Origin of the sequence: Streptomyces sp. NPDC047706 (assembly GCF_043204795.1) — a bacterium.
Lineage (GTDB): Bacteria > Actinomycetota > Actinomycetes > Streptomycetales > Streptomycetaceae > Streptomyces.
Window position 1 is genome coordinate 108,149 of record NZ_JBIDCW010000003.1, and the last position, 23,069, is coordinate 131,217.

Here is a 23,069-nt window from a genome sequence, read left to right on the forward strand (position 1 = left end):
CGCAAACTCTACGGCCGTGACGCCGGGTCAGCCCGGGAAACGGCCGGTCGAACGCAGCAGCCACCGGCGCTCGGCATACGCCAGGTCGTCGCGCCACAGGCGCCCGGCGGCGGCGCGCACCAGCGGACGCAGCGCCGGCGCCAGCGCGCGGGCCACCGCGAAGCCACGGCGGTCGGAGGCGGCGACGACCGCCTCGGTCACGGCGGTGCGCGGCCGGCCACGGCCGTCCGGGCCGAGCGGCGTGGCATGGGTCTCGACGACCGATCCCTCGCCCTCGCCCTCCGTGATCCGCATCACGACGGTGCGCGGCTCCGGCGCGGTGAAGAGGGCCCGTACCGGAACCACCAGCCGCCCGGCGACCTTGAAGGACACGTCGACGGCGAAACCGTCGCCGTCCCCGGCCCCGTCGGGGCCATGCGCGTCCAGGACGGTCAGGTCCACGAAGGAGTACGGGTGGAACCAGGCGCCGTGCCAGGGGTCGAGGCGGTTGGCGACCACGTCCTCCGGCTCGCAGACGCCGATCGCGGTGTACACGGCGTGCAGGGCGCCGGGGAGAGCGGGCCGGGCGGGCACCACGGGGGCCTCGCGCGGCGTCTCACCGCCCGCCTCGTCCAGCCGGACCCACAGGAGGACGCCGTCGTCGTGCGCCGGCAGGGGCTCCCAGCCCGCCGCCGAACCGCCGTCCAGGGCCAGGCCGTGCCAGTGGCAGATCAGGGTGCCGCAGCGCACGGGGCTGTCGCCCAGCGGCGCCCCGAGGTGCGGGCAGCTGCCGGGCCCGGCCACCAGCCGGCCCGTACGGTCGCGCCACACGACCACCTCCCGCCCCGCCACGGTCCGGGCGAGCGGCCGGTCCCCGGGGAGGTCGCCGGTGGCGCCGACGACGTACCAGTTGCCGGACGGCCGCGCCTGCGCCCGTTTCAGCGCCGCGGCGATCACGGCGGGGCGGGCCTCCCGCCAGGTGGGCCGCTGGTGTGTCCAGGTCACCGGGTCCCTGCGCAGCCGCAGCGGGAACCGGCCACGGCGACCGGCGCTCACCTGCTCTCCTCGGCGACGGCGGCGGCCGGCACCGCCGCGTCCCTGGGCGGTGGGGCGGCGGCACCCGCCGTCAGCCTGGCCCGCAGTACACGGGCGAGACCGTCGCCGGCCACCGTCAGCCGCCGCCGGAGCGGAACCACCGCACGCCGGTGGACCACCGAGTACCCGCCCTCGGCGATCGTGTCGAGGATCCCGCCGTACAGCACGAACGCGGTGCGGATGCAGGGGCGGGAGGCCGGTTCGAGCATGGCGATGCCGGGCGCGGCCTCACGGTAGACGCCCCGGGTGAGGTCCTCGGCGGCCCGCAGCGCCTCCGTGATCCGCTTGTCGCCGCGCCCGCTGCGGCGGCTCCAGAGCAGCAGTTCGCGGTCGGTGCCGTGCGCGGCGAGCAGGTCGGCGGGGAGGTAGACGCGCCCGCGGTCGAGGTCCTCGCCGACGTCCCGCAGGAAGTTGGTGAGCTGGAAGGCCACGCCGAGGGCCGCGGCGTGCGGGGCGGCCTCGGCACGCGGCACCACGGTGCCGAGGACGGGCAGCATCTGGAGTCCGATCACGGCGGCGGAGCCGTGCATGTAGGCGCGCAGGTCGGCGTAGGTGGCGTAGTCCGTGACGTCCAGGTCGCTGCGCATGGCGGCCATGAAGTCCGTGAAGTGCTGGTGGTCGATGGTGTGCCGGCGGGCGGTGTCCGCGAGGGCGTGGACGACGGGTTCGGTGCTGTGGCCCTCCCGCAGCCCCCGCTCCAGCCGGGCCCCCAGCAGCGCGAGTTGCTGTGCCCGGTCGTCACGCGTGTCACCGGTGCCGAGGGCGTCGACGATGTCGTCCGCCCAGCGGGCGAACCCGTAGAGGGCGTGCACGGCGGGTCGGCGGGCGAGGGGCAGCAGCCGGGTCGCGAGGAAGTACGTCTTGCCGTGCCGGGCGTTGAGGGCGCGGCAGCGGGTGTAGGCGGCGCGCAGGTCCGGGTCGGCGATGCCCGCCGCGTCGAGCTCTCGGCTGGTCATGACGGGATCCCTTCGGTTGCAGGGCGGCCGGTGCGCGGGCGTGGGGCCGCTGCCCGGCCGCCGGTGATGCGGGCGGCGGCGAGTTTGCCCGACAGCAGCACCGTGGGGACGCCGACGCCGGGTGTGGTGCCGCAGCCGGCGAGGACGGCGTTGTCCGTGCCGCGGACGAGGTTGCGGGGCCGGAAGGGCCCGGTCTGGCGGAAGGTGTGGGCGGCCGAGAACGGCGTGCCCGCCGCGTGCCCCTGCGCCTGCCAGTCGGCGGGGGTCACCAGGCACTCCTCCTCGATGGCCGCGCCCAGGCCGGTCAGTCCCCGGCGTTCGAGTTCGGTGAGGATCCGGTCGCGGTACCGGGGGGCCAGATCGTGCCAGTCGGCGGCGCCCGGACCGATGTCGGTGTTGGGGCACGGCGCGAGGACGTAGTGCAGATGGCGGCCGGGCGGTGCGAGATCCGGGTCGGTCGTGGTGGGGCGGGTGATCAGCAGGGACGGATCGGACATGAGGCTGCCGGCGCGGGTGAGTTCGTCGAAGGTGCCGTGCCACCGGGCGCCGAAGGACAGGGTGTGGTGGGCGAGCTGCGGCCAGGTGCGATCGGTGCCCGCGTGCAGTACGACGGCCGACGGCGCGTGCGTCAGCCGGGCCGGCCGGTTGGGGGTACGGCCCAGCAGCCGGTAGGCCACGGGCAGGTCGGGGGTGAGGACGACCGCGTCGCAGGGGATGCGGTCGCCGTCGGCGGTCACCACCGCGCGCACGCGGCTGCCGTGCCGCTCCAGCCGGGCGACCTCCTGGCCGTGGCGGAACTCGGCGCCCGCCGCGGCGGCGGCGTCCGCCATGGCCTGGGGCAGGGCGTGCATGCCGCCGCGCGGGAAGTACACACCGGCGACGGTGTCCATGTAGGCGATCACGGCGTACGCGGCGAGCGCGCGCCGCGGCGGGACACCGGCGTACAGCGCCTGGAAGGAGAACACCCGGCGCAGCCGCTCGTCCCGCAGATGACGGCCGATGGCCGGCTCCAGCCGGCCGAAGCCGCCCAGGGCGGCGAGGCGCGCCAGGTCCCAGGTGAGCAGCTCGAAGGGCGAGTCGAAGTTGCGGTCGATGAAACGCCGCATCTGGGCCCGGTAGACCTGCTCGAGCCAGCGGCGCAGCCGGCGGTATCCGGCGGCCTCCGCCGCGCCCGCGAAGCGTTCGACCTCCGCCTCCATGGCCGGGCCGTCCGTGTGCACGTCGAGCGCGCTGCCGTCGGCGAAGCACGCGCGGTAGGCGGGGCGCAGTTCGATCAGCTCGACCCGGGCGGCCAGGCTGTCCCCGACCGCCGCGAAGGCCTCGTCCGCCAGATGCGGCATCGTCAGCACCGTGGGGCCGGTGTCCATGCGGTAACCGGCGCGCGTCAGGCGCCCGGCGCGTCCGCCCGGCAGCGCGTCACGCTCGACGACGGTGACCCGGCGCCCGGCGCCGAGCAGGTGCAGGGTGGCCGACAGGCCGGACAGACCGGCGCCGACGACCACCACGTGGTCGGTACGGCCGGGAACGGTGCGTGTCATCGCCCTGCCCCCTCGGCTTCGGCGACGGGCGGGGCCGGCTGCGCCGTGGGCCCGCCCGCCGCGCGCAGCAGCAGCCGTTCCAGTTCGGCACCGCCCGCCGGATCGAGGCGGGCGCACCGCAGTTGGCCGACGGCGCACCGGGCCAGCCGGCCGATTTTGTCCTCCACGGCCTTGAGCGCGCCCGAGGCGACCAGGACCTGCCGCACCGGGCCGAGGGCGGACTCCGGCAGATCGGCGCGGCCGTGCGCCCCGTCCAGCACGGCGAGCGCGCTCAGGTCGCCGGCTTCCTCGGCCCACGCCCGGGCGACGGTGAAGAGGTAGGTGGGCTTGCCGTTGCGCAGGTCGCCACCCGGCGGTTTCCCGGTGCGGTCCGGATCGGCGAACAGGTCCTCGATGTCGTCCCGCAGCTGGAACGCCAGGCCCGCTCCGCGCCCGGCGGCGCACAGCGCGGCCGTCGTGGCCGCGTCGGCCCCGGCCAGGGCGGCGCCCAGTGCCATCGGCCGCTCGACCGAGTACAGGGCGCTCTTGAGGGTGGCGGCCCGCACCGCCTGGGGCACGGAGCGCGCGCGGGTGGCCTGGCCCTGGACGTCCAGGTACTGTCCGGCCACCATCTCGGTGCGCATGTCCCGCCACAGCTCCCGCAGGCGGCGGGAGCAGTGCTCCGGCACCACGGTGTCGGCGATCAGGTCGTCGGCCCAGGCGAGCGCCAGGTCACCGGCGAGTATCGCGGTGGCCTCGCCGAGCCGTTCGGCCCTGCCGTCCGGCGCGGTCTGCCGGTACTGGGCGGCGACGGAGGCGTGCAGGGCGGGCCGGCCGCGCCGGGTGCGCGCGCCGTCCATCACGTCGTCGTGGGCGAGGGCGCAGGTCTGGATCAGTTCGAGGGCGGCCCCGGTCCGCAGCGCCGCCTGCCCCGCGACGCCGTCCCCGCCGCCGCAGGCGCGCATCGTCCACCACACGATCCGGGAGCGGAGCCGCTTGCCGCCGTCCAGGGTGAAGCGGGCGACCCGGTCGGCGACGTCGCGGGCGAAGAGCGGGTCCAGCGCGCGGGCGCGGGCGAGGTTCTCCGCCAGGACCTGCCCGAGCACTCTTTCGACGGCGGCGCGGACGTCCCGGTCGACGGCGGCCACCTGGAACCCGGCCGCGCCGCGGCTCTCGGCCCCCGCGTCGGGCGCTGCCTCGTGGTGGGGCCGTTCGGACGCCGTCGCCCGGTGGGGGGCGCGGGCCGTGGGGTGGCTGGCACGCATGCCGGGTCCTCTCCTCGGTGGCGCGGCACTGTGTCCATGCCTTCCGCGCGAGCGACCGGATCGGATGCGCCAATGGGGTACGTCACGGAGGGGCGTCACCGCGCAGCCGCTCCTGGCGTACGACCCCCGCCACGTCCGCCAGCCGGTCCAGCCCCCGTACGGCCCGCGTCATGCGGGGGTTGCCCGCCAGCAGCCAGGCCCGGTGCCGGTGCAGGAAGGCCCAGTAGCCGGCGGTGTACGGGCAGGCCCGTTCGCCGAGGCGCTCGGTGGGCCGGTAGGCGCAGCCGTCGCACAGATCGCTCATCCGGTGCACGTACGCCCCGCCGGAGGTGTAGGGCTTGGTGGTCATCCGCCCGCCGTCGGCGTACTGCGACATGCCGACGACGTTGGGCAGCATCACCCAGTCGTAGCCGTCCACGAAGCAGCGGTGGAACCAGTCCGTCACCGCGCACGGGTCCCAGCCGCGTTGCAGCGCGTGGCTGCCGAGCACCATCAGCCGCTGGATGTGGTGGGTCCACCCCGTGTCACGGACCTGCGCGAGGGCGGTGGCCAGGCAGCGGGCGGTGACCGCGTCGGCGTCGAGTTCGAGGAACCAGCCGGGCCGCGAGGTCGGATGGCCTACCGTCACTCCGCGTCGCCGACGGCCTCGCGCAGGCCCTCCCGGTAGGTCTCGGCGCGCACGTAACGGACCCGGTCGCCGAGTTCGGCGGCCCGGTGCCGCATGGCGGACAGCACCAGGTGGGCCTTGGCCCGGTGGAAGCGGCGGCGCCGGAACACCGACCGCGCCTCGATCATCACGACGGGCGCCGCACGGTCAGGACCGCCGTCCCCGGGCGCCAGGAAGTGCGGGCCGAGCTGGTCCCCGAACAGCCAGTGCGCAGCGGTCATGTGCGTGCTCCTCAGCCGCGTTCGCGGGCCTTCCTGAACCGCTCCAGGCCCTCGCGCAGGTCGATCACGGGCCGGGGGTAGTCGAGCGCCGAGCGCTCCGGGCCCGCCAGCTTCCACGGTTCGTGCACGGCGGGGCCCTCGACCCCCTGCAGCTCGGGAACCCAGCGCCGTACGTATTCCCCGTCGGGGTCGTACCGCTTGGCCTGGGCGACCGGGTTGAGGACCCGGCCCGGCCGGGTGTCGGTGCCGGTCCCGGCCACCCACTGCCAGTTGAGCTGGTTGTTGGCGAGGTCCCCGTCGACGAGCAGCGACAGGAAGTGCCCGGCGCCCACCCGCCAGTCGACGTAGAGCGTCTTGGCCAGGAAGGACGCCGTCAGCAGCCGGCCGCGGTTGTGCATCCAGCCCTCGTGGCGCAGCTGCCGCATCGCGGCGTCGACCACCGGGTAGCCGGTGCGGCCCGCGCGCCACGCCTCGATGTCGTCGTGGGCCTCCGGTTCACCGCGCCAGCGGTCGCCGCGGTCCCGGTAGTCGGCCCGCGCCGCGTCCGGCCGGGCCGCCAGCACCTGGCGGTGGAAGTCCCGCCAGGCCAGCTGCCGTACGAAGGCGTCGGCCCCGGCACCGCCCGCAGCGCGGGCCCGGTGGACGGTCTCCAGGGGCGAGAGGGTGCCGAAGTGCAGGTGCGGCGAGAGCCGGGAGGTGGCGTCGCCGGCCAGGTCGTCGTGGCGGTCCTCGTAGTCGCGCACGCCCCCGTCGAGCCAGGCCGTGAGCTGCTTGCGGCCGGCCGTCTCGCCGCCGCGCGCCAGTCCCGGGGAGACGCCCTCGACCTTGCGGCGGGAGGGCAGCGGCTCGGAACCGATGCCGTCGGGCACGCCCACCGAGCGCGGCGCGTCGAGGGGTTTGCGCAGGCTCTCCTGCGACCACCGGCGGAAGTACGGCGTGAAGACGGCGAAGTGGTCAGCGCCGGCCGGGGTGATCGCGCCCGGTGCCACGGCCGTGGTGACCGTGTCGTGCACGTGCAGTCGGCGGCCGTCGGCCTCCAGCGCGGCGCGCAGGCGCTCCTCGCGGTGGTGGGCGTACGAACTGACGTCGGAGGCCATGTGCACCTCGTCGGCGTCGGCCTCCGCGGCCACCTTGCAGACCTCGCGCACGACCTCGCCGGAGCGCACCACCAGCCGCCCGCCCCGGGCCCGTAGCCCGGCGTCCAGATCGCCGAGGCAGTCCGCCAGGAAGGCGGCCCGGTTCGGCACCGCGAACCCGGCGTCGAGCACGCCCCGGTCGTGGACGAACAGGGGGACCACCTGACGGGAGCCGTCACGCGCGGCGCGCAGCGGCGGGTGGTCGTGCAGCCGCAGGTCCGCGGTGAACAGGACGACGGAGACGTTCATGGGCGGGCTCCAGGGGATCCGGGAGACGGGACGGGGGACGCGGGGGGCGGCCGGCGCGCGGCGGGGGCCCGGCGGCGGGCGCGCGTCACGGGGCTCCACCGCCCCGGGCGCCGGTGGTCCGCGGTGCGGGCGCGTCCGTCGCCTTCGCCGCGGCGCGCGCGATGTTGCGGGCCATGCCGCCGAAGACGGCCGCGTGGAAGGGGGAGATGCTCCACCAGTAGAGGTGCCCGAGGAGGCCGTGCGGATGGAACAGGGCGCGCTGCCGGTAGCGGGCGCGGCCGTCGCCGAGCGGCTCGGCGTACATCTCCAGCCAGGCAAGCCCGGGCAGCCGCATCTCCGCCCGCAACCGCAGCAGGCGGCCCGGCTCGACGTCCTCCACGCGCCAGAAGTCCACGGCGTCGCCCACGCGCAGCCGGGTCGCGTCGCGGCGGCCGCGGCGCAGGCCCGCACCGCCGACCAGCCGGTCCAGCCAGCCGCGTACCGACCAGGCCATCGGCAGGGAGTACCAGCCGTTCTCGCCGCCGACGCCCTCGATGATCCGCCACAGCGCCTCCCGCGAGGCGTCCACGGCTACCGCCCGCCTGTCCTGGTAGAGGCTGCCGCCCGCCCAGTCGGGGTCCGTGGGCAGGGGATCGCTGGGCGCGCCGGGCAGCGCCGAGGACGACCAGCGCGTGGTGACCTGGGCGTCCCGGACGCGCTGGAGGGCGAGCCGCACCGCCTCGTCGAAGCCGATCAGGCCGCCGGGCGGGTCGGGGACGTACCGGGCGATGTCGTGCTCGCGGCAGACCACCTCGTGGCGCAGGGACTCGGTCAGCGGCCGGGCGATGGAGGACGGGACGGGCGTCACCAGGCCCACCCAGTGGCTGGACAGCCGGGGAGTCAGCACCGGCACGGGCAGGATCAGCCGCCGGGGCAGGTCCGCGACCGCCGCGTAGCGGAGCATCATGTCGCGGTACGTCAGGATCTCCGGGCCGCCGATGTCGAACGAGCGGTTCACCGAGGCCGGCATGCCGGTGCTGCCGACGAGCAGCCGCAGCACGTCCCGCACGGCGATGGGCTGGATCCGGGTGTGCACCCAGCTGGGTGTGACCATCACCGGCAGCCGTTCGGTGAGGTAGCGCAGCATCTCGAAGGAGGCGGAGCCCGACCCGATGATGACGGCGGCCCGCAGGACGGTCGTCGGCACGCCCGACGCGAGGAGGATGCGCCCGACCTCGTCGCGGGAGCGCAGATGCGGCGACAGCTCGCGGTCGGGGACGCCGGCCGGCTTCAGGCCGCCCAGGTAGACGATGCGGCGCACCCCGGCGGCCCGGGCCTGCTCCGCGAACACGCGTGCGGCCCGCCGGTCGGCGTCCTCGAAACCGCCGCCCGTGCCGATGGCGTGGACCAGGTAGTAGGCGACGTCGATGCCGCGCAGCGCCCCGGCGGCCGACGCGGCGTCCGTGACGTCCCCGCGCGCCACCTCGACCTCGTTCCTCCAGGTGTGGTCGCGCAACTTGTCCGGCGACCGCGTCAGACAGCGCACCCGGTGCCCCGCCTGCAGCAGTTCCGGGACGAGCCGGCCGCCGATGTAGCCGGTGGCACCGGTGACGAGGCAGTGCGGCCCGGGTGCGGTGGCGTGCTGGACCATGGGTGTTCCTCCGTGTCGGCGCCTTCGGGATACCTTCCACTCTGGCGGCGCGTTCGGATGCGGTGACGTTTCCCATAGGCTGATCAGGTGGCCGGAACAGACGTGGAGCACAGCGGGGCGGACGGGACCGACGAGGCGCCCGGGAGCCGGGCTCCGGGCGGCGGCCGGGACGTCGACCTCCAGTCGCTCGCCGTGGGGCTGCGCAGGCTGCACGGCGAGATCGGCCGGGTGGTCCAGCGCTTCGCGGGGGAGCGGGGCCTGCACACGACCGACGTCCAGGCGCTGGCGGCGATCCTGGACGCCCAGGAGCCGATGACGCCCGGACGGCTGCGCGAGAGCCTCGGACTGACCTCCGGTGCGGTCACCGCGTGCCTGGACCGGCTGGAGCGGGCCGGTCACATCCGCCGGGTACGGGAGAGCAGCGATCGCCGCGTCGTTCACCTGTACTACGTGGAGGACGCGCGGGCGGCGGCCCATACGCACTTCCGTCCGCTGGCCGACGCCACCTGGTCCGCCATGGACCGTTTCACCGACGAGGAGCTGGCCGTGGTGGTCCGCTTCCTCGCCGTCCTCAACGAGGAACTCGCCGTGGGCCGGTGAATCCGAAGGGCCGCCGGCGGCGGAATCAAGGGCGTCACCTATGATCACGAGCGGCCCAGACAACTCAATGATTGAGATTCTTTATAGTTGAGTTGTTGTGCCCGCCCGTCGTACCGCAGACCCCGACGCCTGGAGAACCATGTCCGTCCACCCCCGACGAGCGCGTCTGCTCGTCCCCCTCCTCCTCCTGATCGCCTGGCTCGGCATCGGCGGCGCGCTGGGCCCCTTCGCCGGCAGGCTCGGGGAGGTGGCCACCAACGACCAGGCGGCCTTCCTGCCCCGCAGCGCCGAGTCCACCAAGGTCATCGAGGCGCAACGCGCCTTCAGCCAGGCGGAGTCGCTGCCCGCGGTCGTCGTCTGGACGACCGAGGGCGAGGCCGCGAGCGCGCGGCCCGAGGCGACCCGGGCGCTGGCCTCGCTCGCCGGCACGCCCGGCGTGACCGGACGGCCCTCACCCGCGCTCCTCTCGGGGGACGGCGCGGCACTCCAGGGCGTCGTCCAGCTCCGCCCGGACCTCGGGGACGAACTGCCCGCGACGCTCGACCGGATCCGTGCCACCGCCGAGCGGGTACCGGGGACCACGGTGGCAGTGGCCGGCCCCGCCGCCACCCAGGCGGACCTGTCGGACGCCTTCGCCGGCATCGACGGACTGCTGCTGGTGGTGGCGCTGATCACCGTCCTGGTCATCCTCCTGCTGGTCTACCGCAGCGTGCTCCTGCCCTTCGTGGTGATACTCGGCTCGGTCTTCTCCCTCGGGCTGGCCTGCGCGGTCGTCTACGCGCTCGCCGACCGCGACGTCGTACGCGTCGACGGCCAGGTGCAGGGCATCCTCTCCATCCTGGTGATCGGCGCGGCCACCGACTACGCCCTGCTGATCACCGCCCGTTTCCGGGAGGAACTCGCGCTGCGCGAGGACCGCTTCGAGGCCGTGCGAGCCGCGCTGCGGCAGTCCTGGGGCGCCGTCGTCGCCAGCGCCGCGACCGTGGCGCTCGGCCTGCTCGCCCTGCTGCTCAGCGACCTGACGAACAATCGGGCCCTGGGACCGGTCGGCGCGATCGGCATCGCGTGCGCCGTGCTCAGTTCGCTCACGTTCCTGCCGGCGGCGCTCGTCCTGCTGGGCCGTGCCGCGTACTGGCCCGCGAAGCCCCGGACCGGCGGTGCGGGGAACGCCGCGACGGGCGTGTGGCGCAGGGTCGCGGATCTCGTGGACCGCGCGCCGCGCAAGGTCTGGGCGATCGCCCTGGCCGGACTGCTGGCCTGTGCCGCCCTGGCACCCGGTCTCACCTCCAAGGGGGTGCCGCTGGACGAGATCTTCGTGGACGACGCCCCGTCCGTCGCCGCACAGCGCACCCTCGGCGAGCACTTCCCGGGAGGTGCCGGCAACCCCACGGTGGTCCTCGCCGACGCCGGACGGCTGGACCGGGTGATCGCCGCGGCCCGGGCCACCGACGGGGTCGCGGGCGCGGCGGCCGTGACACGTTCCGGGCGGCCGGGACAGGAGCCGTTCGTGGTCGACGGGCGGGCACGCGTGGACGTCACCCTGAAGGCGGCCGCGGACAGCGAGGCTGCCAAGGAGACCGTGGCGCGCCTGCGCACCGCCGTGCGGGCCGTGCCGGACGCGGACGCGCTGGTCGGCGGCTACACCGCCCAGCAGTACGACACGCTGCGCACCGCCGAACGGGACCGCACCCTCATCGTGCCCGTCGTCCTCGCGGTGATCTTCCTCGTCCTCGTCGGGCTGCTGCGGTCCCTGCCGGCGGCGGCCCTCCTGGTGGCGACCGTGGCGCTCAGCTTCCTCGCCACCCTGGGGGTCGCGTCCCTGGTGTTCACGCATGTCTTCGGCTTCACGGGCACCGACCCCTCGGTGCCGCTGTACGGCTTCGTGTTCCTGGTGGCCCTGGGCGTCGACTACAACATCTTCCTGATGTCCCGGGTACGGGAGGAGTCGCTGCGGCACGGTGTGCGCGAGGGCATGCTGCGCGGGCTGGTCACCACCGGCGGTGTGATCACCTCCGCGGGTGTCGTGCTCGCGGCGACCTTCGCCGCGCTCGGCGTGATCCCCCTGGCCTTCCTGGTGCAGATCGCCTTCATCGTGGCGTTCGGCGTCCTGCTGGACACCCTGGTGGTCAGGTCCCTGCTGGTGCCCGCCCTGGTACGGGACATCGGAGCCCCGGTGTGGTGGCCGGGCCGGCTGGGCCGCGGGCGGTAGCGCCCCGGCGGTGGCGGCCCGGCCCGGGACTCACGGCTCCCCGAGCAGGGCCGCCAGGCCGCGCAGCGGTGCCGAGCGGCCGTGGCCCGGCACCGTCCGCAGGGGTTCGGCCCGTACCCCCCACCGGCGCAACAGGACGTTCGCGGCCAGGAATCCGCTGGTCGCGGCGCGTTCCATGAGGGCGACCGGGAGACCGGTGGCGACCATGTCGCCGGCCACGACGACCGCCGGGTCCGCCGTCCGTACCCGGGGGCGGCGGTCGTAGCCGCCGACGGCGAAGAGCGGGCAGTCCTCCCGCCATTCGTCGCGGGAGTCGATCACCGCAGCGTCCCGGGTCTCCGGATACACCCGGTGCAACTGGCTCACCAGCCGCTCCCGCACGTCCTTGCGGTCGGCGCCCGGCGGGACGGCGTAGGCGTGGAGTTCGACCACCGAACCCCCCGTGCGCAGCGCCCAGCGGTGCGCCTCGCCCTCCCAGCGGTCCAGGACGCTGATGTTGTCCAGCTCCGCGTAGCCGCTGGTGCCCAGGAACGCCGGGCGGTCGGGGTGCACGGGCCGGTCCAGCCAGAGCCGGGACACCAGGAACGGCGGGGCGGTGCGCAGCCCGGCGACCCTCTCGCGCCAGGACCGGTCGACCAGCTCCGGTGACGCGGCGGCGACCTGCCGCAGGCCCGGCACGTCCATCGCCAGCACCACGGCGTCGTAGGGCCGCGTCCGGCCGGCGACGGTCACCCGGACCGTGCCGTCCGGGGCAGGCGCCACCGACTCCACCGGGCTCGCCGTGAGGACCGTCGCCCCGCGTTCCTGGAGGTAGTCCCCGAGGGGCTCCCACAGCGCCTGGGGGAACGACTCGCGCGGCACGTCGAACAGCAGCCCCTCGCTGGAGCCGAGGAAGTAGATGTGGAACATCAGCGCCAGTTCCGCCGCCGAGAGCTGCCTCGGGTCCGCGAAGAAGCTGCGCGAGAACACCTCGAAGGCGAGGTGCCGGGCGGCCGCCGGGAAACCGATGCGCGTCAGGAAGTCATGCGCGCTGACGCCGTCCAGCCGCTCGTACACCTGGGGTACGCGGACGTCCAGCAACGGCAGCGCGGCCCGCGCGTTCATGGTCATCAGGTCCCGCCAGCCGAACGTCGGGCTCAGCGCGACGAACCCGAGGGCGTTCAGCGGGGGAGTGCGCGGCACACGGGCGAAGCTGTCGAGCAGCCCGGCGCTGTGGCGCAGCGGATAGTCGGGCAGGGCGGTCAGCCCGTGCAGGCCCGGGTCGGTCCGCCGCAGCAGCGCCCGGAGGTTGTAGTACTGGCGGAAGAAGGCGTGGAAGCCGCGTGTCATGGTGGCCGACGACCCGTCGGCCAGGCGCACCTGCCGGCCCGCCAGCCGCCCGCCCAGGTCGGACTCCCGCTCCAGCAGGGTCACCCGCACCCCGCGCTCCGCCAGGACGGTGGCGGCGGCGAGCCCCGCGATGCCACCGCCGGCGACGGCGACGGACGGCGCGGCGCCCGCCAGCCGCGACACGCCCCTGCGGTCCGTCAGCAGGCGTGCCCTGCGGTCCCGTCCCCGTCCGGCACCCCCGGCAGCGGCTTCGCCGGCGAAGCGCGTCCTCCTCATGCCCGTCCCCCTCGGGTGGCCGGCACCCGCGCCACGAACGTGTGGGTGATCCCGGTCTGCCAGCCCGTCAGCGGCAGTGTCCGCACGTCCGCGAACCCGGCCCGCTCCAGGCGCGCCGCGAAGGCGCCCGCGGTGTCGAACTCGACGACGCTGCGCCACAGGTGCGCGTACAGCGCGTCGTCCCCGGTGCGCCGGGCCACCGGCAGGACCAGGCCCTTGCACACGGCCGTCCACACCGCGCGGTGCGGCGTCCGCCCGGTGAGGCTGTACTCGTGCACCGCGAGCCGTCCGCCCGGCACGAGCAGGTCCCGCACGCCCGCGAGGACCCGGTCCGGGTCGGCCACGTTGCGGAACAGGTACGCGGCGAACACGGCGTCGAACGGGCCGGTGACCCCGGCCGTGGCCAGTTCCTCGGCGGAGGCGTGCACGAAGCTGACCCGGGCCGGCCAGCGCTTGGTCCGCGCCTTGGCGAGCATGCCCGCCGACGCGTCCACCGCGGTGATCCGGGCGCGCGGCGCGGCGGAGAGCAGGGCGGCGGTGGAGGCGCCGGTACCGCAGCCGAGGTCGAGCAGCCGCAGGCCGCTGCCACCGTCGGGCAGGGCCAGCCGGCGGGCGGAGCGGCGCAACTGGCCGTGGTACCCGGGGTTGGCGGCGACCATCCAGTCGTAGGACGGTGCCGCGTGGTCGAACGCGTCCGAGAGGTCGGCGTCGCGCAGGAGTGACATGGAGGTGCTCCTCGGTACGGCGGTGGAGGGCCGGGGCACGGTGGGGTGCTGGGCGGGGAGGGTCGTCGTCCGGCCGGACGGCGGGGCGGGCCGGGAAGACCGGGAAGGCCCAGAGACGCCGGAACGGCTGGAAGGATCGGGAAGGCCGGAAGGCCGGGAAAGCTGGGAGAGCCCGGAGGGAAGAGTCATGGTCCGGCCTGGCGCCGGGGAAGGAAGGGCAGCTCCAGGGCGGTGCGCAGCATCGGCCGTGCCGGGGTGCGCAGCCCGACCGCGATGTCCTCCAGCGCGTTGGTCCGGCCGTCGAGGAAACGCAGCAGGCGCCGCGCCGGCACCGTGCCGAACAGCCCGGTGAACAGGGCGGCCCCGTCGACCCGCCCGGTGTCCAGGGCGCGCAGCAGCACGGCGTCCATGGCGCGGGCCCGCGCCGCGTGCGGAGCGGGGGCGAGCGGCGTACGGCCCTGCGCGATCGCCACCGCGATCGCCCGCGTCTGGCGCTGGGCCGCGGCGAACGAGTAGCCGGTCGCGGGGCGGGTGGCACCGCCCGCCACCCCGATCGGGAAGACGGACCTGCCGGTACGGCGCGGAAACCGGGCGTCGGCCATCGCGATGACGCCCTCCTCCACGGCCGTCACCTCGAACTCCCCGAGGCGGAGCACTTCGGCGGCGTAGAGCGTCAGCGCATGGTCGTAGGAGGCGCCGTCGAGGACCTTGGCGGAGAACTCCGTGTACTCGACCAGCGCCTCCCGCCGGCCGAGGGGCAGGACGTACCCGAAGGCCAGGCCGTGCCGGGGCTGCGGAACGCGGAAGTCCATCAGGTCGGCGACACCCGGCTCGAAGGCGGGGCGGGAGGTCCGCACGAACCAGCCGCGGAAGTGCTGCAGGAGCGTGGTCCGGGCCGGTCCCGGCCGTTCCGGGGGCCGTGAGTCGAACACCCAGCGGGCCAGCAGCCGCACGGGGGCGCCGCGGTCGTCGTGCCCGCACACCTCGGCACCGCCGGGAACGTCGCGCACGCTCTCGACCACGGCCTCGTGACGGAGGCATCCGGAGCGGGCCAGCTCCACGCCCGCCCACCGCTCGAAGTCCACGGACCGGATCATCTTGTAGCGCAGCGGACCGGGATCCCGCACGACGGCCGTGCCGTCCGCGCCCGTGACGCGCAGGCGCCCCCAGTCGGCGTGGACGACACCGTCGTACTCACCGCCCGGCGCCTCCCAGTAGCACCACGTCCGGGGCGGCGGGCGTAGCGCGCCGGGCGGAGCGTCGACCAGCGCGACCGTCAGGGGCCGCCGGTTGCGCACCAGGGGCCCGGTGAGCCGCCGGGCCAGGGAAAGCCCCGCTGCGCCGCCACCGATGACGACTACGTCTGCGTCCCGCACCTAGGCTCCCTCGCGGCCGTGACGGTCCTGGGGCGCTGCCCCGGGCGCGTACTCATGATGCTGTTGCTTCCGTCCCGGACCCGCTCCTGGACGCACCCGCGCACGGAGTTCACGCGTTCGCCGTGCCCGCGTCCTCGCGCAGGCAGCGGGCGAGGCGGTGCAGCCCGCGACGGGCGTGGCTCTTGACCGTGCCCAGGGGCCAGCCGGTGACGTCGGCGATCTGTGCCTGGGACAGGTCGTCGTAGAAGGCCAGCCGCAGCACCTGGCGCTGCGGCGACGACAGCTTGGCCAGTTCGGTGGCCACCAGCACCCGGTCGATGGCCGCGTCCGGTTCCGCCGCGGCCCGCGCGGCACGGCCGGCCAGCAGCGACCCGGCGACCTCGGCGAGTTCGGTACGCCGGTACCGGGCGGCGAGCGCGTCCGCCACCTTGCGCCGGGTGATGCCCACCAGCCAGGCGGACAGCGCGCCCCGCTCCGGGGCGAAGCCCGCCCGGCCGCGCCACGCCGCCAGGAACACCGCCTGCGTGACGTCCTCGGCCTCGCCCCGGTCCGCGAGCGAACGGCTGGCCAGCGCGTGGACCAGCGGCCCGAACCGCTGGTACATCGCGGCCAGGCAGTCCTCGTCCCCGTCGGCGAACCGGGTTGCCAGGTCCTCGTCGACGATCCGCTGTGCGTTCATACTGCGTGGCCCCCTCAGCCGAGCGGTACTTCTGCGTCGTCCCAGGAGTCACCGTGCGACCCACGAACCAGGGGCCTCAACTCGCACCGACTGTGCATCGCTTTCGGGGATACCGGGGAAAACCGGTCGGCGCGCGGGACGGCCGCGGCTACTCTCGGCCGCGATGAACGGACGACGGCGCAAGAAGCTGGCAGGACGTCTCGTGACGGCGGCGTCCCGCGGTGATCACGCCGGCGTCAGGGCGCTGCTGCGGGCGGGCGCCGACGCGAACACGCGCGACGCCGAGGGCACCACACCCCTCTACGCGGCAGCCGTGAACGGTGACACCGCGGTCGTCCGCACCCTCCTGGCGGCCGGTGCCGCTCCTGACACCGAGAGCGCGGGAGCCGGCGCGGAGGGGACACCGCTGTGCGCGGCGGCGTGCTGGGGCCACACCGGGACGGTCCGTGAACTCCTGGCCCACGGCGCGGACCCGGCCCTGCGCGAGGACGCCGGCACGGGCCTCACCCCACTGGAGTGGGCGCTGCGCGCCCCCACCCCGAGACCGCGGAGGCACTGCGCCGTCACCCGCGACCGGTCACCGGGCGGCGGTCCGGGCCCGCCGGGGCGTGACCATCAGCGCGAGGCATCCCCCCACAGCGACCGCCCCCGCCAGGCCCGTGGCCGCCAGGATGACCGCGGCCGAGGCACCGGCCAGGCGGGGAACGGCGTTGAGCGGCGGGACGGCGCAGAAGGCGAGGAGTGCCACGCCGCGTGGACGGGTCAGCTCGGGACGGCCACGCAGCCGCCGCGGTACACGCCCGGCGAGCAGGGCGGCACCGGCGGGCAGCAGGGTCAGGGAGGAGAGGGCGGGTCCGAGCCACTGCCGGATCATCGTGAGTTCCGGAGTCTGCTGCTGCGGGGTTCCCGCCCTGAGCCGTGCCGCTTCCCGGTGAACACGAGCAGGCCGGTGACGAGCGCGGCCAGACCCGTGGCGAGGACGGGCAGGCCGGGGCCGGGCAGAACGTACAGTGCGGCGCCGGCGAGGGACAGCACTGTCCCCGCGACGGCCAGGGCGGCACCGGCATGCCGTGCGGTCATGCTGCTCCTCGCGGTCGAGGGCCGCTCGGCCTCATCGCCCGAGCGGCCCGGTGCGGGCGATGCGTGGGCGCACCCGCCAGGGGCACCAGCATGCAGGCGCGGGTGATGCTGCCGCATTGCGGGGTCCCGGCAGTCTTCGGTGACCTTCGCGCCCCGCCAAGATCCGGGCACCGGGGTGCGGCGGTCAGCCCACCTGCCCCATGCCCGCCGCGTTCGGCCACGTCGTCGTGCCCGGCCAGCCCGTCGCCGCCGCCGGGGCGAGGCCGGCCGGGGGGACCGGGGCGCCCGGGCCCGTGGCGCCACGGACCTGGGCCGCGGTGAGGCCGCCCCGCGCGGGGACGCCGGGCGGCGTCGGCGAGGGCAGGGGCTGCGGGGCCGCCGCCGGTTGCCGCACGGCGGGCTGGGGCACGGCCGGTTGTGGCACGGCGGGCTGAGGCATGGCCGGCTGGGGGACGGGAGGCTGCTGCATCGGCGGTTGCGGGACTCGCTGAGGCGCTTGCGGTGGGGGGACCTGCTGGGGGATCTGCGATGGCGGCATCTGCTGCGGCGGCGGGGGGTACGCCTGTGCCGCCGCCGGCATCGGCATGCCCGCGTCCGCGCCCGGTACGGCCGCCGCGACCGCCTGCGCGGCCAGGCCCCGCACGCCGGCCCCGTTGGTGGCACCGACCAGCCGGTCCACCGCCGCCGTGCCCGAGCTGTAGCTGGTCCCGGTGCCCAGCTCGGGCACGGCGGCTCCCCTCCTGGTCCCGTAGAGCACCTGTTCCAGGCCGGACACCAGGCGACGCACGTCCACCTGGGGACGCACCACGAGACGCAGGAAGCGGCTGGAGGATCCGATCTTGTTGCCGCACTCACGGACCAGGATCCGGTGCTCGGTGAGCAGCCGGTCCCGGACCACGGTGCCCTCCGCCCCCACGGGAAGACGCACGAAGAGGAAGTTTCCCTGGGAGGGGTAGACCGTGAGGCCGGGGAGGGAGGAGAGCTGGCTGGCCATCTCCAGGCGGTCCCGGCGGACCTGCTGAAGGCTCTGCGCGTACTCCTGGCCGTGCTCCTTCAGCATGAACACCACGTGCTCGGCGAAGGAGTTGAGGTTCCACTTGGGCAGCATGGAGCGGATCCGGCCCGCCAGAGCCGGGTTGGCGACCAGGTAGCCGAAGCGGATCCCGTGCAGGCCGAAGTTCTTGCCGAGGCTGCGCAGGACGACGACGTTGGGGCGGATCATCGCCTCCTGCACGACGCTCGGCTCGGCCTCCGCGTCCGCGAACTCCAGGAACGACTCGTCCACGACGACCAGGTCCCGGTCGGCCATCGCGTCCATGAACTGCACGACCGCGTGCTTGTGCACGAAGCCGCCGTCGGGGTTGTTGGGGTTGCAGATGACGGGGACCCGGGTGCCGCGGGCCCGGATGAACTCGGCGTACTGCGCGAGGTCGAGGGCGAAGCCGCTGGACTCCTGGAGCGGGAACATGTCGACCCGCTTGCCGGTCTCCATGGGCTGGTCGGTCCAGCGGCCGAAGGTGGGGACGGGGACGGCGAGGGACTCACGGACCAGCAGGTGGTCGATCCAGGTGATGAGTTCGGTGGATCCGTTGCCCATCGCCACGCACTGCGGCGGGAGCTGGAGCAGGCTGCACAGTTCGGCGGTGATGGTGTCGGCGCTGCTCGGGTAGTACGTGATGATGTCGCGCAGCTTGCCGGCCATCTCGTCGAACATCGCCGGGGTGGGGAAGTACGGGTTGCAGGGGATGCAGAAGTCCACCGGGCCCGATCCGTCGCTCTCCCGCGTCAACGCCGCCATCGACGGGCTGTGCGCCGCGGTGCCGCGGAACAGCGAGGTGACGTTGTCAGGCAAGGAGACCTCCGGTTGGGGCGGACCCGGCGGGGAGGACCGGGTCCGTCGTGCTGGGGGCCCGCGCGGGGGAGCACGGGCCGCCCTTACATACGGAGGCTGCGGTGGCCCCGTTCAGCTCATGTGACGAAAGTATGAAGCCGCGCACTGAACGAGTGGGCCGCCGCCGTCGACCACGAAGGACGAGGGGCCCCGCCGCGCGGCGGGGCCCGGGTGAGCTACGAACCGACCTTGCGCTTGTTCCACACGTCGAACCCGACCGCCGCCAGCAGCACCAGGCCCTTGATGACCTGCTGCCAGTCGGTGCCGATCCCGACCAGGTTCATGCCGTTGTTCAGCACGCCGAGCACCAGGCCGCCGATGATCGCGCCGAGCACGGTGCCGACCCCGCCGCTCATCGACGCGCCGCCGATGAACGAGGCGGCGATCGCCTCGAGTTCGAAGTTCAGGCCGGCCTTGGGCGAGGCCGCGTTGAAGCGCGCGGCGAAGACCAGACCCGCCAGCGCGGCGAGCATGCCCATGTTCAGGAAGACCAGGAAGGTGACCTTCTTGTCCTTCACACCGGACAGCTTGGCGGCGGGCAGGTTGCCGCCGATGGCGTAGATGTGCCGGCCGACGATCGCGTTGCGCATCACGTAGCCGAAGCCGACGACCAGGACGCCGAGGATCAGCAGCACGATCGGCGCGCCCTTGTAACTGGCCAGCAGCAGCGTGGCGACCAGGACGGCGGCGACCAGGGCTACCAGCTTCAGCAGGAACAAGTTCCGCGGTAGCACCTCCAGCGTGAACTCCTGCTGGCGCCGCCGGTCGCGCACCTCCTGGACGACCACGAAGGCGATCAGCGCGAAGCCCAGCAACAGGGTCAGGTTGTGGTAGTTGGTGTACGGTCCGACCTCCGGCAGGAAGCCGTTGGCGACCTTCTGCAGACCTTCCGGGAACGGGCCGAGGGTCTGGCCCTCCAGGAAGATCTCGGTGAGACCGCGGAAGATGAGCATGCCCGCGAGGGTCACGATGAACGACGGTATGCCGCCGTAGGCGATGAAGAACCCCTGTACGGCGCCCGCGACGGCACCCATGGCCAGGCAGAGGATCACCGCCAGCGGCCACGGTATGTCGTTCCTGACCATGAACACGGCGGCCATGGAGCCGATGAACGCCGTCAGCGAGCCGACCGACAGGTCGATGTGGCCCGCGATGATGACGAGCATCATGCCGATCGCGAGGATCAGGATGTAGCTGTTCTGCAGTACCAGGTTGGAGACGTTGCGCGGCAGCAGCAGGTCGCCGTCGGTCCACACGGCGAACAGCACGACGATCAGGCCGAGGGCGATCAGCATGCCGTACTGCCGCATGTTGCGGCGCATCCCGTCCAGCACCATCTGGAGCAGGCCGCCCCCCGCGCCCGCTCCGCCCTTGCCCGGCGGCGCGGGGGCCGGGGTCCTGGCGGTCACATCCGTGCTCATCGCGTTACCTCCTTGTCCTTCGTCATCTGACGCATCAGCGCTTCCTGGGAGGCCTCGGCCCGCGAGAACTCGCCGGTCAGCCGGCCCGCGGCCATCGTGTAGATGCGGTCGCACATGCCGAGCAGCTCCGGCAGTTCGGAGGAGATGAAGACGACCGCCCTGCCCTGGGCGGCGAGTTGGTCGATGACCGTGTAGATCTCGTACTTGGCGCCGACGTCGATGCCGCGCGTCGGCTCGTCCAGGATCAGCACCTCGGGACCCGCGAAGATCCACTTGCTGAGGACGACCTTCTGCTGGTTGCCGCCGGACAGCTTGCCCACCGGCTCGAAGACGGTCGGCGCCTTGATGTTCATGGACTTGCGGAAGCCCTCGGCGACCTGCCGCTCCCCGTGCTCGTCCACCACACCGCGCTTCGCGACCTTCTTCAGCGCCGTCAGCGAGATGTTCCGGTTGATGGTGTCGATGAGGTTCAGGCCGTAGTGCTTGCGGTCCTCGGTGACATAGGCGATGCCGTGCTTCACGGCCTCCGCCACGCTCTTCGTACGGATCTCCCGGCCGTCCTTGAGGACCGTGCCGCCCGCGTACCGGCCGTAGGCGCGCCCGAAGACGCTCATCGCCAGTTCGGTGCGGCCGGCGCCCATCAGGCCCGCGATGCCGACGATCTCCCCGCGCCGCACCGACAGCGACACGTCGTCGACCACCTTGCGCTGCTGGTCGATCGGATGGTGCACGGTCCAGCCCCGGATCTCCAGCGCGGGCGCGGCACCCTCCTCGGGCCGGTGCGGGGTGCGCTCCGGGAAGCGGTGCTCCAGATCGCGGCCGACCATCCCGCTGATGATCCGGTCCTCGGTGGTCTCCGCGGCCTTCACGTCGAGCGTCTCGATGGTCCGCCCGTCGCGCAGGACGGTCACCGAGTCGGCGACCTTTCGGATCTCGTTGAGCTTGTGCGAGATGATGATCGAGGTGATGCCCTGGTTCTTCAACTCCAGGATGAGATCGAGCAGTTTGCCGCTGTCCTCGTCGTTCAGGGCGGCCGTCGGCTCGTCCAGGATGAGCAGCTTCACCTTCTTCGACAGCGCCTTGGCGATCTCGACGAGCTGCTGCTTGCCCACCCCGATGTCCGCGACCCGGGTGTCCGGGTGGTCGGACAGACCCACCCGGCGCAGCAGTTCGGTGGCGTGCCGGAGGGTCTCGGTCCAGTCGATCCGCCCGCGTCTGGCGTGTTCGTTGCCGAGGAAGATGTTCTCCGCGATCGACAGGTACGGCACCAGCGCCAGCTCCTGGTGGATGATCACGATGCCGTGCTGCTCGCTGGCCCGGATGTCCTTGAACCGGCAGGCCTCCCCCTCGAAGAGGATCTCCCCGTCGTAGGTGCCGTGCGGGTGGACGCCGGAGAGGACCTTCATCAGGGTCGACTTCCCGGCGCCGTTCTCCCCGCAGATGGCGTGGACCTCGCCCTGCCGGACGGTCAGTGTGACGTCCGACAGCGCCTTGACGCCGGGAAAGGTCTTGACGATCGAGCGCATTTCCAGGACGGGTCCCGCCATGGTCGTGCCTTCCAATCCCTGGGTCCGGCGGTTTACTTGAGGTCGCTTTCCTTGATGTAGCCGGAGTCGACGACGGTCTCCTGGTAGTTCGCCTTGTCGACGCTCACCGGCTCCAGCAGGTACGCGGGGACGACCTTGGCACCGTTGTCATAGGTCTTGGTGTCGTTGACCTCGGGCTTGTCGTCGTTCAGAAGCGCGTCGACCATGTCGGAGGCCACCTTGGCGAGTTCGCGGGTGTCCTTGTAGACGGTCATCGACTGCTCGTCGGCGATGATCGACTTCACGGACGCGACCTCGGCGTCCTGGCCGGTGACGACCGGCAGCGGCTTGCCCTTCGAGCCGTAGTCGTCCGACTTCAGCGCCGAGAGGATGCCGATGGAGATGCCGTCGTACGGCGAGAGCACCGCGTCCACCCGCTCGGACTTGTACGCCGAGGTGAGGATGTCGTCCATGCGCTTCTGCGCGGTGCCGCCGTCCCAGCGCAGGGTGGTGACCTGCGTCAGCTCGGTCTGGCCCGAGCCGACGACGAGCTGCTTGTTGTCGATGTACGGCTGCAGGACGTTCATCGCGCCCTGGAAGAAGTAGCGGGTGTTGTTGTCGTCGTTCGAGCCGGCGAACAGCTCGATGTTGAACGGGCCCTTCTCGCCGCCGTCCTTCAGGCCGAGCTGCTCGAGGATGTAGGTGCCCTGGAGCTCGCCGACCTTCTCGTTGTCGAACGAGGCGTAGTAGTCGACGTTCTCGGTGCCGAGGATCAGGCGGTCGTAGGAGATGACCGGGATGTCCGCGTCCTTGGCCTGCTGCAGGACGTTGTTCATCGACTTGTTGTCGATGGCCGCGACGATCAGGGCCTTCACGCCCTGCGTGATGAGGTTCTCGACCTGCGAGACCTGCTGGTCGGGGTCGTCCTCGCCGTAGACGAGCTTGGTCTTGTAGCCCTTGGACTGAAGGTCCTTGACGACGTTGTCGCCGTCGGCGATCCAGCGTTCGGACGACTTGGTGGGCATCGCGATGCCGATGGTGGCGCCCTCGGCGCCGCCCTCGTCCTCCTTGCTGCCGCCCTCGCCGCTCTGGCCGCAGGCGGAGAGGGTCAGGGCGAGGGAGGCGGCCGCGGCGGTCGCGGCGAGTGCGGCTCTGCGGTTACGCATGATCATCATCCTTGATGTGTGCGAGGAGCTGGATGAGTGCCAGGAGGGACTCGGCGTGACGAGGTGTGTGGGATTG

The 23,069-nt window shown here is 73.6% G+C and carries 18 protein-coding genes and 2 pseudogenes; 3 read left to right on the forward strand and 17 right to left on the reverse strand.

Annotation, left to right across the window (positions count from 1 at the left end):
• Positions 1-27: 27 nt before the first annotated feature.
• From ACGF8A_RS04235 to ACGF8A_RS04265, 7 genes and pseudogenes are all read right to left on the reverse strand, one after another.
• On the reverse strand, positions 28-1,035 hold the full coding sequence (locus ACGF8A_RS04235; RefSeq protein WP_393104043.1) for a DUF5914 domain-containing protein: 1,008 nt from the start codon (positions 1,033-1,035) through the stop codon (positions 28-30).
• Positions 1,032-2,030: a phytoene/squalene synthase family protein gene (locus ACGF8A_RS04240; RefSeq protein ID WP_393104045.1), complete on the reverse strand. Its 999-nt coding sequence runs from the start codon at positions 2,028-2,030 to the stop codon at positions 1,032-1,034. The genes ACGF8A_RS04235 and ACGF8A_RS04240 overlap by 4 nt, the downstream gene beginning before the upstream one ends.
• Complete coding sequence (locus tag ACGF8A_RS04245; protein ID WP_393104047.1) at positions 2,027-3,568, reverse strand: phytoene desaturase; 1,542 nt, start codon at positions 3,566-3,568, stop codon at positions 2,027-2,029. Before ACGF8A_RS04245 ends, ACGF8A_RS04240 begins: the two co-directional genes overlap by 4 nt.
• Complete coding sequence (locus tag ACGF8A_RS04250) at positions 3,565-4,812, reverse strand: polyprenyl synthetase family protein (protein WP_393104049.1); 1,248 nt, start codon at positions 4,810-4,812, stop codon at positions 3,565-3,567. Before ACGF8A_RS04250 ends, ACGF8A_RS04245 begins: the two co-directional genes overlap by 4 nt.
• An 82-nt stretch (positions 4,813-4,894) precedes the next feature.
• Positions 4,895-5,700: pseudogene (locus ACGF8A_RS04255) on the reverse strand (cryptochrome/photolyase family protein).
• Between the two features lie 11 nt (positions 5,701-5,711).
• The gene (locus ACGF8A_RS04260; protein ID WP_393104051.1) at positions 5,712-7,085 is read right to left on the reverse strand and encodes a cryptochrome/photolyase family protein; all 1,374 of its coding nucleotides are present in this window, start codon (positions 7,083-7,085) and stop codon (positions 5,712-5,714) included.
• Between the two features lie 85 nt (positions 7,086-7,170).
• Entirely contained in the window at positions 7,171-8,715 is a 1,545-nt protein-coding gene (locus ACGF8A_RS04265; RefSeq protein ID WP_393104053.1) for an SDR family oxidoreductase, read from the reverse strand.
• An 87-nt stretch (positions 8,716-8,802) separates the two neighbouring features.
• Between ACGF8A_RS04265 and ACGF8A_RS04270 the strand changes: the two genes are divergently transcribed.
• Entirely contained in the window at positions 8,803-9,315 is a 513-nt protein-coding gene (locus ACGF8A_RS04270; RefSeq protein ID WP_393104055.1) for a MarR family winged helix-turn-helix transcriptional regulator, read from the forward strand.
• A gap of 139 nt (positions 9,316-9,454) precedes the next feature.
• The gene (locus ACGF8A_RS04275) at positions 9,455-11,524 is read left to right on the forward strand and encodes an MMPL family transporter (protein WP_393104057.1); all 2,070 of its coding nucleotides are present in this window, start codon (positions 9,455-9,457) and stop codon (positions 11,522-11,524) included.
• Between the two features lie 30 nt (positions 11,525-11,554).
• Here ACGF8A_RS04275 and ACGF8A_RS04280 read toward each other — a convergent pair whose 3' ends face one another.
• The 4 genes from ACGF8A_RS04280 to ACGF8A_RS04295 all read right to left on the reverse strand — a co-directional run bounded on the left by ACGF8A_RS04280 (position 11,555) and on the right by ACGF8A_RS04295 (position 15,909).
• A complete protein-coding gene (locus ACGF8A_RS04280; RefSeq protein WP_393104059.1) occupies positions 11,555-13,129 on the reverse strand; it encodes an FAD-dependent oxidoreductase in 1,575 nt (524 codons plus the stop codon).
• On the reverse strand, positions 13,126-13,854 hold the full coding sequence (locus ACGF8A_RS04285) for a class I SAM-dependent methyltransferase (protein WP_393104061.1): 729 nt from the start codon (positions 13,852-13,854) through the stop codon (positions 13,126-13,128). The genes ACGF8A_RS04280 and ACGF8A_RS04285 overlap by 4 nt, the downstream gene beginning before the upstream one ends.
• A 185-nt stretch (positions 13,855-14,039) precedes the next feature.
• The gene (locus ACGF8A_RS04290) at positions 14,040-15,230 is read right to left on the reverse strand and encodes a lycopene cyclase family protein (RefSeq protein ID WP_393104063.1); all 1,191 of its coding nucleotides are present in this window, start codon (positions 15,228-15,230) and stop codon (positions 14,040-14,042) included.
• Between the two features lie 109 nt (positions 15,231-15,339).
• Positions 15,340-15,909 (reverse strand): sigma-70 family RNA polymerase sigma factor, encoded by a 570-nt coding sequence (locus tag ACGF8A_RS04295; RefSeq protein WP_393104065.1) that lies wholly within the window; start codon positions 15,907-15,909, stop codon positions 15,340-15,342.
• Positions 15,910-16,072: 163 nt separating this feature from the next.
• On the opposite strand from ACGF8A_RS04295, the pseudogene ACGF8A_RS04300 reads away from it, so the two are divergent.
• Positions 16,073-16,521: pseudogene (locus ACGF8A_RS04300) on the forward strand (ankyrin repeat domain-containing protein).
• Here ACGF8A_RS04300 and ACGF8A_RS04305 read toward each other — a convergent pair.
• The 6 genes from ACGF8A_RS04305 to chvE all read right to left on the reverse strand — a co-directional run bounded on the left by ACGF8A_RS04305 (position 16,487) and on the right by chvE (position 22,993).
• Positions 16,487-16,783: a hypothetical protein gene (locus ACGF8A_RS04305; RefSeq protein WP_393104067.1), complete on the reverse strand. Its 297-nt coding sequence runs from the start codon at positions 16,781-16,783 to the stop codon at positions 16,487-16,489. The pseudogene ACGF8A_RS04300 and the gene ACGF8A_RS04305 sit on opposite strands and share 35 nt — an antisense overlap.
• The gene (locus tag ACGF8A_RS04310) at positions 16,780-16,989 is read right to left on the reverse strand and encodes a hypothetical protein (protein WP_393104069.1); all 210 of its coding nucleotides are present in this window, start codon (positions 16,987-16,989) and stop codon (positions 16,780-16,782) included. The genes ACGF8A_RS04305 and ACGF8A_RS04310 overlap by 4 nt, the downstream gene beginning before the upstream one ends.
• Before the next feature lie 184 nt (positions 16,990-17,173).
• Positions 17,174-18,841 carry a pyridoxal phosphate-dependent aminotransferase gene (locus ACGF8A_RS04315; protein ID WP_393104071.1) on the reverse strand — a complete coding sequence of 556 codons (1,668 nt, stop codon included), beginning with the start codon at positions 18,839-18,841 and terminating at the stop codon, positions 17,174-17,176.
• Positions 18,842-19,056: 215 nt separating this feature from the next.
• Positions 19,057-20,301 carry a multiple monosaccharide ABC transporter permease gene (mmsB, locus tag ACGF8A_RS04320; protein WP_393104073.1) on the reverse strand — a complete coding sequence of 415 codons (1,245 nt, stop codon included), beginning with the start codon at positions 20,299-20,301 and terminating at the stop codon, positions 19,057-19,059.
• A complete protein-coding gene (gene mmsA, locus ACGF8A_RS04325; RefSeq protein ID WP_393104075.1) occupies positions 20,298-21,848 on the reverse strand; it encodes a multiple monosaccharide ABC transporter ATP-binding protein in 1,551 nt (516 codons plus the stop codon). Before mmsA ends, mmsB begins: the two co-directional genes overlap by 4 nt.
• 32 nt (positions 21,849-21,880) lie before the next feature.
• Complete coding sequence (gene chvE / locus ACGF8A_RS04330; protein WP_393104077.1) at positions 21,881-22,993, reverse strand: multiple monosaccharide ABC transporter substrate-binding protein; 1,113 nt, start codon at positions 22,991-22,993, stop codon at positions 21,881-21,883.
• Positions 22,994-23,069: the final 76 nt, after the last annotated feature.

Excerpts from the sequence above, each read along its gene's own strand:
- ACGF8A_RS04265 (WP_393104053.1), bottom strand. The coding sequence starts at position 8,715 with ATGGTCCAGCACGCCACCGCACCCGGGCCGCACTGCCTCGTCACCGGT.
- ACGF8A_RS04275 (WP_393104057.1), top strand. The coding sequence starts at position 9,455 with ATGTCCGTCCACCCCCGACGAGCGCGTCTGCTCGTCCCCCTCCTCCTC.
- ACGF8A_RS04310 (WP_393104069.1), bottom strand. The coding sequence starts at position 16,989 with ATGACCGCACGGCATGCCGGTGCCGCCCTGGCCGTCGCGGGGACAGTG.
- ACGF8A_RS04260 (WP_393104051.1), bottom strand. The coding sequence starts at position 7,085 with ATGAACGTCTCCGTCGTCCTGTTCACCGCGGACCTGCGGCTGCACGAC.
- ACGF8A_RS04305 (WP_393104067.1), bottom strand. The coding sequence starts at position 16,783 with ATGATCCGGCAGTGGCTCGGACCCGCCCTCTCCTCCCTGACCCTGCTG.
- ACGF8A_RS04245 (WP_393104047.1), bottom strand. The coding sequence starts at position 3,568 with ATGACACGCACCGTTCCCGGCCGTACCGACCACGTGGTGGTCGTCGGC.
- ACGF8A_RS04285 (WP_393104061.1), bottom strand. The coding sequence starts at position 13,854 with ATGTCACTCCTGCGCGACGCCGACCTCTCGGACGCGTTCGACCACGCG.
- ACGF8A_RS04250 (WP_393104049.1), bottom strand. The coding sequence starts at position 4,812 with ATGCGTGCCAGCCACCCCACGGCCCGCGCCCCCCACCGGGCGACGGCG.
- ACGF8A_RS04240 (WP_393104045.1), bottom strand. The coding sequence starts at position 2,030 with ATGACCAGCCGAGAGCTCGACGCGGCGGGCATCGCCGACCCGGACCTG.
- ACGF8A_RS04295 (WP_393104065.1), bottom strand. The coding sequence starts at position 15,909 with ATGAACGCACAGCGGATCGTCGACGAGGACCTGGCAACCCGGTTCGCC.
- ACGF8A_RS04280 (WP_393104059.1), bottom strand. The coding sequence starts at position 13,129 with ATGAGGAGGACGCGCTTCGCCGGCGAAGCCGCTGCCGGGGGTGCCGGA.
- mmsA (WP_393104075.1), bottom strand. The coding sequence starts at position 21,848 with ATGGCGGGACCCGTCCTGGAAATGCGCTCGATCGTCAAGACCTTTCCC.
- mmsB (WP_393104073.1), bottom strand. The coding sequence starts at position 20,301 with ATGAGCACGGATGTGACCGCCAGGACCCCGGCCCCCGCGCCGCCGGGC.
- chvE (WP_393104077.1), bottom strand. The coding sequence starts at position 22,993 with ATGCGTAACCGCAGAGCCGCACTCGCCGCGACCGCCGCGGCCGCCTCC.